Source organism: Nonomuraea monospora (genome assembly GCF_039531895.1).
Lineage (GTDB): Bacteria > Actinomycetota > Actinomycetes > Streptosporangiales > Streptosporangiaceae > Nonomuraea > Nonomuraea monospora.
Genome location: NZ_BAAAQX010000036.1, coordinates 1 through 12,808 on the forward strand (window position 1 = coordinate 1; position 12,808 = coordinate 12,808).

General features: G+C 69.7%; 13 protein-coding genes and 1 pseudogene. 8 read left to right on the forward strand and 6 right to left on the reverse strand.

Annotated features, from left to right (window positions below; all coding sequences use genetic code 11):
- Window positions 1–110: 110 nt before the first annotated feature.
- The 5 genes and pseudogenes from ABD331_RS61140 to ABD331_RS45935 form a co-directional block, all read left to right on the forward strand.
- A pseudogene (locus tag ABD331_RS61140) lies at window positions 111–863 on the forward strand (TOTE conflict system archaeo-eukaryotic primase domain-containing protein); the annotation flags it as partial.
- 71 nt (window positions 864–934) lie between these two features.
- Window positions 935–1,966, forward strand: coding sequence for an Lsr2 family DNA-binding protein (locus ABD331_RS45920; protein ID WP_344490149.1), 1,032 nt, complete (start codon window positions 935–937; stop codon window positions 1,964–1,966).
- 100 nt (window positions 1,967–2,066) lie between these two features.
- Window positions 2,067–2,312, forward strand: a complete 246-nt coding sequence (locus ABD331_RS45925; protein WP_020547380.1) for a hypothetical protein — start codon at window positions 2,067–2,069, stop codon at window positions 2,310–2,312.
- A gap of 67 nt (window positions 2,313–2,379) precedes the next feature.
- Window positions 2,380–2,685: a type II toxin-antitoxin system VapC family toxin gene (locus ABD331_RS45930; RefSeq protein ID WP_344490154.1), complete on the forward strand. Its 306-nt coding sequence runs from the start codon at window positions 2,380–2,382 to the stop codon at window positions 2,683–2,685.
- A 230-nt stretch (window positions 2,686–2,915) separates the two neighbouring features.
- Complete coding sequence (locus tag ABD331_RS45935; RefSeq protein WP_344490157.1) at window positions 2,916–3,452, forward strand: hypothetical protein; 537 nt, start codon at window positions 2,916–2,918, stop codon at window positions 3,450–3,452.
- 251 nt (window positions 3,453–3,703) lie between these two features.
- Here the strand turns inward: ABD331_RS45935 and bla are convergent, their stop codons facing one another.
- The 6 genes from bla to ABD331_RS45965 all read right to left on the reverse strand — a co-directional run bounded on the left by bla (window position 3,704) and on the right by ABD331_RS45965 (window position 8,848).
- Window positions 3,704–4,663 (reverse strand): class A beta-lactamase, encoded by a 960-nt coding sequence (gene bla, locus ABD331_RS45940; RefSeq protein ID WP_344490161.1) that lies wholly within the window; start codon window positions 4,661–4,663, stop codon window positions 3,704–3,706.
- 222 nt (window positions 4,664–4,885) lie between these two features.
- Window positions 4,886–6,193 carry an MFS transporter gene (locus ABD331_RS45945; RefSeq protein WP_344490164.1) on the reverse strand — a complete coding sequence of 436 codons (1,308 nt, stop codon included), beginning with the start codon at window positions 6,191–6,193 and terminating at the stop codon, window positions 4,886–4,888.
- 208 nt (window positions 6,194–6,401) lie between these two features.
- Entirely contained in the window at window positions 6,402–6,788 is a 387-nt protein-coding gene (locus tag ABD331_RS45950) for an MFS transporter (protein ID WP_344490167.1), read from the reverse strand.
- A gap of 47 nt (window positions 6,789–6,835) precedes the next feature.
- On the reverse strand, window positions 6,836–7,693 hold the full coding sequence (locus tag ABD331_RS45955; protein ID WP_344490170.1) for an LLM class flavin-dependent oxidoreductase: 858 nt from the start codon (window positions 7,691–7,693) through the stop codon (window positions 6,836–6,838).
- Between the two features lie 48 nt (window positions 7,694–7,741).
- The gene (locus tag ABD331_RS45960) at window positions 7,742–8,404 is read right to left on the reverse strand and encodes a DsbA family oxidoreductase (RefSeq protein ID WP_344490173.1); all 663 of its coding nucleotides are present in this window, start codon (window positions 8,402–8,404) and stop codon (window positions 7,742–7,744) included.
- Window positions 8,405–8,440: 36 nt separating this feature from the next.
- Complete coding sequence (locus ABD331_RS45965; protein ID WP_344490176.1) at window positions 8,441–8,848, reverse strand: DUF6069 family protein; 408 nt, start codon at window positions 8,846–8,848, stop codon at window positions 8,441–8,443.
- A 506-nt stretch (window positions 8,849–9,354) separates the two neighbouring features.
- On the opposite strand from ABD331_RS45965, the gene ABD331_RS45970 reads away from it, so the two are divergent.
- The 3 genes from ABD331_RS45970 to ABD331_RS45980 all read left to right on the forward strand — a co-directional run bounded on the left by ABD331_RS45970 (window position 9,355) and on the right by ABD331_RS45980 (window position 12,739).
- Complete coding sequence (locus ABD331_RS45970) at window positions 9,355–10,011, forward strand: response regulator transcription factor (protein ID WP_344490179.1); 657 nt, start codon at window positions 9,355–9,357, stop codon at window positions 10,009–10,011.
- Window positions 10,012–10,041: 30 nt separating this feature from the next.
- Entirely contained in the window at window positions 10,042–11,250 is a 1,209-nt protein-coding gene (locus ABD331_RS45975) for a sensor histidine kinase (protein WP_344490182.1), read from the forward strand.
- 415 nt (window positions 11,251–11,665) lie between these two features.
- Window positions 11,666–12,739, forward strand: coding sequence for a serine hydrolase domain-containing protein (locus ABD331_RS45980; protein ID WP_344490186.1), 1,074 nt, complete (start codon window positions 11,666–11,668; stop codon window positions 12,737–12,739).
- The last annotated feature ends 69 nt before the right edge of the window (window positions 12,740–12,808 follow it).

Genomic DNA, 12,808 nt, shown 5'->3' on the forward strand with positions numbered 1-12,808 from the left:
CTCCAGCAACGAGCCCACCGTCACCACCGCCTCACCGTCTGCACTCACAGTAGAAGGCGGTTCCCGGACTAAACAGTCACGACCACAAAAGCGCAGCTCAGGCACTCACTGAGGAAGAGCTACACCCGAATCTGATCGCGCTGCCGTTGCATGGCAGTAGCCGGGAGCAGGGCACAACACTGTTCTGTGACCCGCACACCTGGCAGCCGTATGAGGATCAGTTCGCGTTCCTGTCCGGGGTGCGTCGGCTGCGCCCGATCGAGGTGGATGCGCTGGTGAAGCGGTATGGCCAGATCGACGCCGGGCCATCGACGACGGGCAGGTTGCCTGCCAAGCACCGTAAGGGCGCGCTGGGTGTCGCACCCCAACGGGTGCGCGCGCGGCTGGGCGCCATGCCGGCGATCTCGACCGACGGCCTTCCCGCGCCGCTGATCGCCGCTCTCAAACATCAGGCTGCCTTTCACAACCCTGAGTTCTACCGGCGGCAGTCGATGCGGTACTCCACTTTCGCCACTCCGCGCTTCGTACACTGCTTCGACGACAGCGACCCCGACTGGCTACGACTCCCACGAGGGCTGGCGGAGCAAGCGGAACATCTGATCGCGGCAGCGGGCGGCGCCATCGAGATCACCACCACGGTGCCGGACCATGACCCTATCGCGGTGCGTTTCACTGGTGAGCTGACGAATGTACAGACCGAGGCGGTCACCGCGATGGCCAAGCACCTCACGGGAGTCCTGATGGCGCCACCCGGCGCGGGCAAGACCGTGATGGCCTGCGCACTGATCGCCCGGCACCAAGTACCAACTGCGATCATCGTGAACCGCGCCGAACTGCTCGACCAATGGAAAGACCGGCTGACGATGTTCCTCGATCTTGACGGGGCGCCAAGGGTAAGGGCAAGGACGAGCGGCACGGAGTCGTCGATGTCATCATGCTGCAGTCCGTTGCCCACCGCGACGCCGACCCATCGCTACTGGACGCGTACGGCATGGTCGTCGTCGACGAATGTCACGCGGTCGGTGCTCCGGCCGCCGAGGCCGCCATCCGTCAGGTAGCCGTGAAGCGCTGGATCGGGCTCTCGGCGACGCCATATCGGGCCGACCAGATGGACGCGCTCATCACCATGCAGTGCGGACCGATCCGGCATGAGATCACCTCTGAGGTGTCGTTCGCCCAGCGGCTCATTGTTCACGCGACCGGCTTCAGCACCGAGAAGATCGGAAACGACGGCGCCTCCTTCCAAGCGATCTATGGCGAACTGGCCGCAGACGAGACCCGGACCGCCCAGATCGCCGCTGACGTCGCGGACGCGGCGAGCCGGGGCAGGAACAGCCTCCTCTTGACCAATCGAGTGGAACACCTGCAATGCCTGGCCGCGGCCCTGGAGGACAACGGCGTGGCCGCGACGCTCCTGCACGGGCAGCTCAGCGCCCCAGAACGCGACCGCGTCCGCACCCGCCTTGCCGATGCCGGGGCGGGCCCGCTGGCGCTCCTGGCCATCGACAAGGTCGCAGGCGAGGGATTCGATCTACCCCGACTGGACGCCCTGTTCCTCGCGATGCCGATCTCGTTCAAAGGAAAAGTGATCCAGCACGTGGGCCGGATCATGCGAGAAGCCGCCACCAAGCACGACGTCGAAGTCCACGACTATCTGGACGCACAAGTCCCACAGTTGGAACGCATGTACGGCAAGCGGCGCCGCACCCTCACCCGCCTTGGCTTCACCACCACAACATCCGGCTCAGATGAACATCCACCGGCCACCGACACTCCCCCGCGCCCTTCCCCGCCGAAGACGTCAGCAGAGGTGGCGCAGCCAAGCGACCAGCAGCCGACCCCATCGCAAGTGCGCGCATGGGCTCGTGAACAAGGATTGCCGGTCGCCGGCCGCGGCAGACTCCGTCCCGAGATCTGGAAGGCCTGGCATGCCGCCGCCGGCACCACGCCAGGGGAGACTCCCTGACTAACAGCAGAAGGACGCCGGCCATCGGCCAGAGTGAAGCTCGGCCACCAGTTACGCTGGAGGTGCAACTCAGCACCGCAACGGAGGGAGTCGAGCGACGGTGAGCGTGGACCTCGAACACGAGCCCATTCATGACCTCGCCCGCCGGGTCATCCGGTTGGCCGAGGAGACCCAGCATGCTGCTCAAGTGCTCGAACGCCGCCTGGATGCGCTGGAACGCCGCTCCGAAGCCGCCGGCAGGGCCGAACGCATTTTGAGCGTTGCCGCCGGCATGCGAACCCACCTCGGTCGAGACCGGCTGTCCGTGGAAGATTTGTACGACCCGGACACCGGTCTTCCCGCGTGATCATCGACTCCAGCGCCATCATTGCCGTCATCAACGGTGAGCCAGAGGCCATCCCATTCGCGCGAACTTGTGTCGCATCTCGGCCGTCAACTACGTCGAAGCGGCCATCGTGGGGGACAACCGTGGTGAGGCCATGCGCAACGCCTTCGACACGCTCGTTGATGAGATGGGCCTCATCATCGAGCCGGTAACACCCCATCAGGCCAGGATCGCGCGCCGGGCGTACCAGACCTACGGCAAAGGCAACAACTCCAAGGCCAAGCTCAACATGGGCGACTGCTTCGCCTACGCTCTCGCCAAAGACCTCGACCAGCCCCTGCTCTTCAAAGGCGAGGACTTCCCGCACACCGACATCACCCCCGCACAGCCCTGACGGTCCAGCATTCCCTCTGCCCACATGTGATCACCAAAGTTTCCTCGCGGGAGTATTGTGTGCTTCTGTGACTGGCCGCCCTCCTGACGATCAATTGGATGGCATCGTGGCGATCTGCCGCCATAACGGGCACGAGCAGGCGATCGGCATCCTCGATCGGCCGCTGCCCGACCCGCCACCGGACAGCGCCGAACGGATCCACGCGTTCCACCGCTGGGCCGGATGAGGGCATGAGCGAATACCAGTACTACGAGTTCCTGGCCATCGATCGGCCGCTCACCGACCAGCAGCAGGCCGAGGTGCGCGCCCTGTCCACCCGGGCCCACATCACCGCCACCAGCTTCACCAACGAGTACCACTGGGGCGACTTCCACGGTGACCCGTCCCGCATGGTGGAGCGTTACTACGACGCCCACCTGTATCTGGCCAACTGGGGCACCCACCGGATCATGCTGCGCCTGCCCAAGGCCGTGCTCGACCCCAAGCAGGCCGAACGCTACCGGGCCGAGAGCCGTCGCCTTGGGCGCCGCGACGGACTTCGTGGTCTGCGTCTGGGGCACCGCGAAGTCGGGCGAGAGCGCTTTGACCAGGGCCAGCAGGACGGGATCGTCCCCGGCCAGCGCGGCGGCGCGGTCATAGTAGCGCTGGGCGCGCTTGGGAGCGGTGGCGGCCGCGGCTGGGGCCGGGCGTCCTGCCAGCGGCAGGAGGGCCGCAGTGGTCAGCAACGCACGGCGGGACGGGGCGGACTGCCCGAGGGTCATGGGTGAACACCTGCTCTTCGCTGGGCCACAGATCGTGACGTGATCAGCCCAGACGGACGTTCATGCCCGTCCAGCAGACCAGAACTGATCTTGTGACGTTCAATATCGGTGGGGAAGGTCCGGCGATGGAAAGCGAACATGGGTGCTGCTCCAGCCTCTGAAGGAGGCCCTCGTGGCCAAGCGGCACCCGGGCAGCCGCGCGAGGTTCGCTTCGGCAGCGAACGCGTGGGTGGCGGAGATGCCCAGGGAGTCGCCCGCTACAGGCGGCCCAAGCCGCGGGCCAGCAGGGTCGCCGTCTTGGCGATCACACTGTTGTCCATGGTCGCGGCGGGGTCCTCGCGGTTGGTGTAGACGGCGATGATCAGCGGGGCGCCGGTGGGCGGCCAGGCGACGGCGATGTCGCTGCCCGGCGCGTAGACGCCGGCGGCGCCGCCGGTCTTGTCGCCCACGATCCAAGTGGTCGGGAGCCCCTTACGGATGCGCTCGGGGCCGGTGACGCTGGCCTTCAGCCAGTCGTTGAGCCGCTGCCGGTCCTGGGGGTGCAGGGCCTGGCCGACGGTGAGCTTGTGCAAGCTGCGGGCCATGAAGGCCGGCTTGATGGTGTCGCGCTTCTCGCCCGGCTTCCAGTCATTGAGCTCCGGCTCCCAGCGGTCGAGCCGCCCGACGGGGTCGCCGAGCGAGCGGTAGTAGCGGGTCAGGCCGGCGGGGCCGCCGATCTGCTTGAGCAGGACGTTGCCCGCCGTGTTGTCGCTGACCGTGATCGCGGCATGGCACAGGCGCTCGACGGTCATGCCGTTCTTGACGTTCTGCTCCAGCCCGGTGATCGGGGAGTCGACGACCACTTCCTCCGCCGTCCAGCGCAGCGTGCGCTCGAGCAGGCCGGGGTCGCTGGTGCGAGCCTTGGCCAGGATGGCCCCGCACAAGATGGCCTTGAAGGTGGAGCGGCTGGGGAAGCGCTCCTCACCCCGGTAGGAAAGGATCTTGCCGGTTCCCGTGTCGATCGCGTAGGCCCCGATACGTCCCTGGTAGGACAGCTCCAGAGCACGCAATTGCTTCTTGACCTCGGCCGCGTCGGGGAAGGGCCGCGCGGCGGAGGCGGGGCGCGTCTCGGCTCCCGCGGGTGCGCCCAGGCCGGCTACGGCCGCGAACGCCGTCGCGATCGCCACAACGGAGCGTGCCAGCCTGACCCGGAATCGGCCGCGACGAACGTGCCTCACATCAGCTCCCTGGTCTTCATTCTGATCTTTCATGGCGAGGCGACAGAAAACCATGGAGAGCGGCTGGGTGTCCAATATTGATATGGATGACCACATCTTCATAATTTCGATATAGGAGCAGGTCAATACGGTCGCCGGCTCGCATTCCCGCGCCGGCCGCCGGTGCCGCTGCAGGACGCGGTCGGGGCCCGCATCCGCGATGATGCGGAGGGCGGACACCGGTCAGCGCGACGTGCGGGCCGCCTGGGCCGCCAGCAGCCCGCCCGCTGTGAACACGGCCGCCGCCGCCAGGTAGAGCTGTGCCGCGCCCCAGCCCGCGTCGAGCAGGCCGCCGGCCAGCAGCGGGGAGATCAGCGAGCCGATGCGTCCGGCGCCGACGACCCAGCCCAGGCCGGTCGCGCGGACCTCGGGCGGGTAGGCGGACAGGGCCAGGGTGTACAAGGCGGCGACGCAGCCGTTGACGAACAGGCCGATCAGCACGCCCAGCGCGAGCGACAGCCCGTACAGAGGGCCGGCCGGGATGAAGGAGGCGGCGAGCGGCGCGGCCGCGGCGAGCGTGTAGAGCACCAGCAGGCGCCTGAGCCCGAAGCGGGCGGCCAGCAGGCCCAGCAGCAAGGTGCCGAGAATGCCGCCCAGGTTGAGCGCCACGCCCCAGGTAATGCCCTGCTCAGCCGACAGACCCGCCTCCACCAGGAGTTTCGGTGTCCAGCTCGCGACGAGGTAGAAGGTGGACATGGCGACGGACAAGCCGGTCCAGATCAGCAGCGTGTCGCGGCGCAACCGCGGAGTGAGGAACTGCCGGATCCGGGACGCCGGCCGGGCGGAGGCGCCGGGCAGGTACTCCAGGGCGGGCCGGCCCATTGCGCGCAGCAGCCGGTTGAGGCGGTCCAAGGCGTGCGGCGGGCGGCGGGTGAGCAGGAAGTCCAGGGACTCGGGAAGCCGCCACAGCACCGCGCCGATGAGCAGGGCCGTGGCGGCGCCGCCACAGGCGAACACCGGCCGCCAGCCGGTCCCGTCCTGCAGCGCCGCCGCGAGGACGCCGCCCGCACTGGCGCCGACGGCGTAGCCGGTCACGTTCAGGCTGACGGCCAGGCTCCGCCAGCGGGCATTGGCGTACTCGGCGGTGATGACATTGCTCGCGGCCAGGATGCCGCCGACACCGAGTCCGGTGAGCACCCGCAGCAGGCCGAGCTGGACGGCGTCCTGGCTCAGCGCCGAGCCCAGCATCCCGGCGGCGGCGAGCACGAGGCCGGCCAGGATCAGGGTGCGCCGCCCGATGCGGTCGGCCAGCGGAGCCAGCAGCAGCGACCCCGCCGCCATCCCGGCCAGGCCCGCGCTGAGCAGCAGGCCGAGCTGCGAGCTCGACAACGACCACTCCTGCGACACCGCGACGGCCGTGAAGGACATCACCATGACGTCGAACCCGTCCACCACGTTGAGCAGCACGCACACCGCGATCGCCCACCACTGCGCCCGTGACATCGGGGAGCCGTCCACGCGGGCGCGCAGTTCCGCGAGGTTCGCATTCATGTGCCCGGCCTTTCACCGCGACTGACTTCATATCGGTGTCTGTCTACCTCGCCGGTCGCGGGAGAGCGCACTCAGGACTCGGGGACGGGGCGAACAGTGGGGCTGACGACCGCGGCCCGGACCGCGCGCCATGATGATCAACACCGCACCCGACCGGTGCGGCAACCCGCTCAGCCGCCGCCCGTACGAACGGCCGCCGACACCGAGGTCAGCCATGCCTCCTCCGCGCGCCCATATCTGCCCCAACGCCACGTGTAGGCGGCACCAGCGCCAGAGCCGCGCCCTGCACGACCCTGGCCGCGATCAGCTGCCCGATGTCCTGCGCGGCCACGGCTCCGGCCAGCCCGATGAGGTACGTGGCCAGCACGGCGAGCAGCACGCGGCGCTTGCCGTACAGGTCGCCCATCCGGCCGAGCAGCGGGGTGAGCACGGCACTGGACAGCAGGAACCCGCTGATGATCCACGAGGCCCAGCCGGATGTGGTGCCGAGCTCGCGCTGTAAGAGGCCGACCGCGGGGACGACCATCGTCTGCATGAGCGCGTAGCTGAAGACCGTGGCGACAGAGGCGGACAATGTCGCGTTGGCACTCTTCACTGACTTCACCTTGTTTCGCGGTAGGAACCCTGGGCCGGCCGCCGCCACTACAGGCCGATCGCGTCGGCCAGGAGGTCCACCTGCCAGGGGTCGGGATCGTTGCCCATGAAGATCAGCTCGTCGCAGCCGATCCGTTCGAAGTCGGCGATGGTGGCGATGATCTGCTCCGGTCTGGTGCGGGCGATGGAGATGCCGTACCGGGCGTACCCTTCGCCGGCGAAGGCGTCATAGGGGCCGATGGCCTCGGAGATCGCGGCCTCGGCGTACGGGCCGAGCGCGTACATCACCGAGGCAACCAGCCGTGGCGAGCCCGTCCTGCCGGCGTCCGCCCATGCCCGCCGCAGGCGGGGGGCGAAGTCCTGCACGGCTTGGACGGTCGCGTCGCCGACGATGCAGCCCGTCCCGTGGGTGGCGATGCGGCGCAGGGTCGCCTGGGAGGTGCCGCCGAACAGCAGGGGCGGGCCGCCGGGTGTGGCCGGTGGCGGGCCGACCGGGTCGCCGGGCGCCGCGGCCGCCGTGAGCCGGTCCAGGAGCCGGTCGAACTGCTTTCCCCGGGTGCCGTGGTCGACCTCGCTGAGGACGAAGTCGTCTTCCCAGAGCCCTGGCGCCAGCCCCAGTCGCAGGCGGCCGGGCCCGGCGAGCTGGTCCAAGGTGGTGACGGTCTTGGCGAACAGCGCGTGGTTGGCGCGCAGCGGCGCCAGGAGCACGCTGGTCAGAAGCCGGATGCGTGAGGTGGCTCCCGCTGCGGCGGCAAGTGTGGTCAGAGGTTCCGGCGTCGACCAGGCCAGGCGGTCGCTCACGCTGAGGGTGGAGAAGCCACGCTCCTCCGCCCGGCGCGCCCACTGCACCAAACTCCGGCCGTCTCGCCAGGGGCCATGTCCGGGCAGTCCGATACCGATGTCCATCGTGAATGCGTTCCTTCCGAGAGTGTGTCGAGGGCTACCGGATCGGCGTCAGCCCGCAGTCCTGCCGCGTGGGGCAGGGACGCCTGACGAGCCGCTCGTACGGCGCTCCAGCAGCCGGTGCAGGTGAGCGACGGGTTGAACCCCGGAGACCGGCGAGCGGCCGTCGATGACCAGGCTGGGGATGCTGGTGATGCCGTGCTCGGCCGCGCGGAGCCGGTCCGCCCGCACCTGGTCGGCGTAGCCGTCGCCGTCCAGGACGGCGCGCACCTCATCGGCCTCCAGCCCGGCCGTGCCGCCCAGCCGTGCCAGGACCTGCGGGTCGGCGACGTTGAGCCCCTCGGTGTGGTAAGCGTGCAGCAGCGCCTCCCACAACTGGTCGGCCCGGCCGCGGTCGGCGGCCAGCTTGCTCACCCGGTACGCGTCGAAGGTGTTCACCGGCCGGGCCAGGTCCAGATTCAGTTTCAGGCCCTCCGCGGCGCCCAGCGACCGGATGTGAGCGATATGGGCGGCCGTCTGCTCACCTCCCCAGCCGGCCATGGTTTCGGCTGCGGTCGGGCCGGGGGTCCGGCTCTTGCCCGGGGCGAGCTCGAAGCTGCGCCAGATGACCCGCACCTCGTCTTGGCCGTCGAGCTTGTCCAACGCCGCCGTCAGGCGTCTCTTCCCGATGTAGCACCACGGGCACAGCACGTCGGCGTAGATCTCCAGCTTCATGTACGTCCTTTGTCGGTGATCGTTGGCGTAGCAGTATCAGCGGTCGCCGGAGCCGGGGCGCATGCCGATGACCCACGCGGCACCGACGACCAGGTGCATGACGGCCAGCGCCACACTGGTCGGGAGGTCGTCGGAGACCGCGAATGGGCTCACGGCCGAGACCAGCGCAAGACCGAGCCCGCCCCAGACGATCCACGCGCGCAGCACGGCGTGCCATCGGGCCAGCACCGGCACGATCACGCCGCCGACGAGCAGCGGAACAGCGGAGGCGCCGCCGACGACCACGGGGGTGATGTCGTAGGGGGCCTCGATCTGCCAGGTCGCGCCGACGGGGGAGGCGGCCGCGAAAATCACGAGATTGGCGACGACCGCCGCCGCGGTCGCGATCAGCAGCCTGACGGGAGCCCGGAGGGCCTGAGCCGGGCGCGTGGTGGCGTGGTCCATGAAGTCCTCTCGATTCTGCGGCTCTTCGCAGCGCGCGCCGACAGCATGCTCGCCGAACTGCCCAACAGCGGTGACAAGAGTGCGGTTCGCGAGTTGGCACCCGTGATTCCGCAGCATGATCGGACGAATTTGTAGCGTTACCGTCGGTTGGCCGATCCGATCGTGCTGTGTGAGAGATGACCCATGAGTTCGTTGACCGGTTGCGCCGTTGCCGCAGCCGCAGGACCCCGCCCAAGTGCTCGAACGCCCGCCTGGATGCGCTGGAACGCCGCTCCGAAACCGCCGGCAGAGCCGAACGTATCTTGAGCATCGCCGCCGGCATGCGGACCCACCTCGGGCGGGACCGACTATCGCGCGCGCCGGGCGTACCGGACCCGCGCGAGGCGTGTCGTGAAGTCGAAAGGCGCGTCGAACTTCCCGGAAGTGAAGCTGCTGGACGGTGATCTCGCCGGCCCGCTCGACCAGACCATATGTGGTCCATATGTGGACGTTGCGATACTGCCCGGATGCGTGTGCTCCTGGTCGAAGACGAGCAGCCCCTCGCCCGCTACATCGAGGCAGGGCTGCGCAAGCACGGCTTCACCGTCGACGTCGCCTTAGACGGCCGGAGCGCGCTGGACAAGTGCGAGCTGACCCCGTACGAGGTGGTCGTGCTGGACCGGGACCTGCCGGAAGTGCACGGCGACACCGTGTGCCGCCGGCTGGTCCAGCGGGGCGAGTCGCGGGTGCTGATGCTGACCGCGTCCGACGCGGTGGAGGACCGGGTGGGCGGGCTGATGCTGGGCGCCGACGACTACCTGGGCAAGCCGTTCGCCTTCTCCGAGCTGGTCGCCCGCGTGCACGCGCTCATCAGGCGCAGCGCGCCGGCCCGCCCGCCGGTGCTGCGCGTGAGCGGCGTGATGCTGGATCCGGCCCGGCGCAGCGCCGAGCGGGACGGCCGACTGCTGCGCCTGACGCCCAAGGAGTTCGGCGTGCTGCGGCAGCTGCTGGCCGCCTACGGCGACGTGGTCAGCGCGGAGACGCTGCTTGAGAAGGTGTGGGACGAGCACGCCGACCCGTTCACCAACGCGGTCCGGATCACCGTCGGCACGCTGCGCCGCAAGCTCGGCGACCCGCCGCTGATCGAGACCGTCACCGGCGCCGGCTACCGGATCGGTGGCTGACGGGGTGCTTCGGCTGAGAGTGGCTGACGGGTGCCTCGGCTGAGAGCCGTGCGGCTGACCGCCCGCGCCCGGCTCGCCGTCCTGCAGACCGCTCTCGTGCTGGCCACCGGGGCCGCGCTGACCGGCCTGACCTACCTGCTCATGAAGCGCCGCCCCGCGCTCGTCACCCACCTGGACCCGACCGGCCCCGATGCGCAGGGCACCCTCCGGCTGGTGCCGCAGCCGCAGGACCTGCGTGAGCTGGCCGACCGGGTGCAGTCCGACACTCTGTCCGCGCTACTGCCCCAGGCCGGGCTGGCACTCGTCGTGGTGACCGCCCTGGCCGCCGTCCTGGCCTGGCTGATGGCCGGCCGGGTGCTGCGGCCGATCCGCGCGATCTCCTCGGCCGCCCGTCGGCTGTCGGCCGAGAACCTCACCGAACGGGTGCCGGTCACCGCCCCCGCCGACGAGCTGTCGGCGCTGGCCGGCACGGTCAACGACATGCTGGACCGCATCCAGCGCGGCGTCACCGAGCGCGACCGCGTCCTGGACGGCCAGCGGCTGTTCACCGCCAACGCCGCCCACGAGCTGCGCACCCCGCTGACCACCGCCCGCACCGCGATCGACGTCACCCTCGACGGCCGGCCCAGCCGGGAGGAGCTGCTCGCGATGGCCGGCGACGTGCGCGACGCGGTCGAGCACATGCAGCGCGTCCTGGACGGGCTGCTCCTGCTGGCCCGCAGCCAGGCCGGCTCCGACGCGCGCGAACCGGCCGACCTGGCTGCCATCGCGGCCGAAGTCCTCGACGCCGCGCGGGGACGAGCGGCAGCCGCCGGCACAGCCGTACGCGCGAGGCTGCTGCCCGCTCCCGTCACCGGCGAGCCCGTCCTGCTGGAACGCCTGGTCGGCAACCTGGTCGACAACGCGCTCCGCCACAACCACGCAGACGGGCACCTCGTCGTCGAGACGTACACAGCGGGCCCGCGCGCCCGGTTGCGGATCCACAACACCGGCCGCGAGATCGCGCCCGAGGAAGCGCGGACGCTGCTGGAACCGTTCGTGCACGGTCACGGCACCCGCGTCCGCACCGACAGCCCCGGCCTGGGCCTGGGACTGTCCATCGTGCGCGCGATCACCGACGCACACCAGGGGAACCTCGCGATCGCCGCCCGCGCGGGCGGCGGCCTCGACATCACCATCGATCTGGCCGCGCGGGAACGCTCGCACGACTCGGCACCTTTCACTCGGACGACCCGCTAAGAGCCGGCACAGCTCTTCCCGGCTCGCTGGACGCAGCCTTCGGGCAGCCAGGGCCCCTCGCCGCAGCGCCTTGACCACCTGCGCAGAGGCCATGTCGCCGACCTCCAGGCCGGAGGTTGCGTGCAGTGGCCCGGCCACCAGAGTCGTCGTTCCGAGGTCCGGTGCGCCATTTCCGTTCGTCGGAGGTCGTGTCGGGAACGCCAGCGCGAGGCGGTGGGCGAGGAACAACGCGGTGACGACCGCGTCGGCTGGTCGCCGTGCCCGTGCGGCGGGTTCCGGCCCAGGACGGCCCGCCCGCGCGCAGTATCGCGGGCACCTGCATATGGACCACCTATGGTGCACCGATCGCGTGCCGATACGCGCCGGCCGATAGATGTGATCACCCTCGACGTTCCCGTAGAGAGGATCACAGGAAATGAGCCGTGCACGAACCGCAGGCGTGACCGGGCTGGCCTTCGCCTTGCTGGCGTCGAGTCTCCCGACGCCGGCCAACGCCGCCGTCCAGGTGGGGCCCGCAGACATCCGGCAGGCGATCGACAACGTGGCAGGAACCGACGGCGTGGTGGGCGTCATCGGCGAGCTGTACGTCGACGGCAAGCGGAAGGGCCAGGCGAGCGCCGGAACACGCCTGATCGGCGGCAAGGGCGGGCGCATCCCCGCGGGGTCCCGTTACCGCATCGCGTCCCAGACCAAGCTGATGGAGGCGGCGGTCGTCCTGCAACTGGCCGGGGAAGGCAAGCTCGGCCTGGACGACAAGCTCGGTGACGTCCTGCCCGGGGTGTACGGGGAGGGGGACGAGAAGATCACCGTACAGGACCTGATCCGCCACACCTCCGGCATCCCCGACTTCACCGAGAGCGGGAAGTTCGACGTCTTCGACTTCACCACCGCCTACAAGCCCATCGAGCTGGTGCGAGCCGCCCGTGCCGTCCCGCAGGGCGAGCTCGGGAAGTACCGCTACTCCACCACCAACTACGTGCTCCTCGGCATGATCATCGAGAAGGTGACCGGCCACGACCGGGCCGCCGAGTTCCAGCGGCGGCTGTTCGCCCCGCTCGGCATGAAGCACACCTACCTGGCCACCAAGATCTCCGACCAGATCAAGGGCCCGCACGGCCACGGCTACCACTCCGACGCCAAGGGCCGGCCGCGCGACGTCGACCGGCTCAACGCCACCAGCTACGGCGTCGAAGGAGCGATCTCCACCGCGCACGACGTCAGCGCCTTCTTCCGCGCGCTCAACCAGGGCAAGCTGGTGCCCTCAGAGCTGTCGAAGCAGCTGCCGCGCCCCTTCCCCGAGCTGTGCGGCGGCACGGTCTCCTCGGCCTCGGGCGGCCTGCCCGGGATCAGTTCCGTCACCTTCTCCTCGGCCGACGGCCGGACCCAGCTCGCGATCGCCGCCACGCTGAAGATCGACAACGAGAAGGCCATGGCAGTCGGCGACGCCATGAAGCAGGCCGCCGAAACCGTACTCTGCCCCGGCCGATGACCACGAGGCCATCCGCCCTTCCCTCGCGTTCACCCTGCTTCTGACCGGCTGCGGCTCCGGTGATGGCGG

Bases quoted from the DNA above. Each gene is read 5' to 3' on its own strand.
- ABD331_RS45920 (WP_344490149.1), top strand. From the start codon at position 935: ATGCTGCAGTCCGTTGCCCACCGCGACGCCGACCCATCGCTACTGGAC.
- ABD331_RS45935 (WP_344490157.1), top strand. From the start codon at position 2,916: ATGAGCGAATACCAGTACTACGAGTTCCTGGCCATCGATCGGCCGCTC.
- ABD331_RS45945 (WP_344490164.1), bottom strand. From the start codon at position 6,193: ATGAATGCGAACCTCGCGGAACTGCGCGCCCGCGTGGACGGCTCCCCG.
- ABD331_RS45955 (WP_344490170.1), bottom strand. From the start codon at position 7,693: ATGGACATCGGTATCGGACTGCCCGGACATGGCCCCTGGCGAGACGGC.
- ABD331_RS45960 (WP_344490173.1), bottom strand. From the start codon at position 8,404: ATGAAGCTGGAGATCTACGCCGACGTGCTGTGCCCGTGGTGCTACATC.
- ABD331_RS45965 (WP_344490176.1), bottom strand. From the start codon at position 8,848: ATGGACCACGCCACCACGCGCCCGGCTCAGGCCCTCCGGGCTCCCGTC.
- ABD331_RS45970 (WP_344490179.1), top strand. From the start codon at position 9,355: ATGCGTGTGCTCCTGGTCGAAGACGAGCAGCCCCTCGCCCGCTACATC.
- ABD331_RS45980 (WP_344490186.1), top strand. From the start codon at position 11,666: ATGAGCCGTGCACGAACCGCAGGCGTGACCGGGCTGGCCTTCGCCTTG.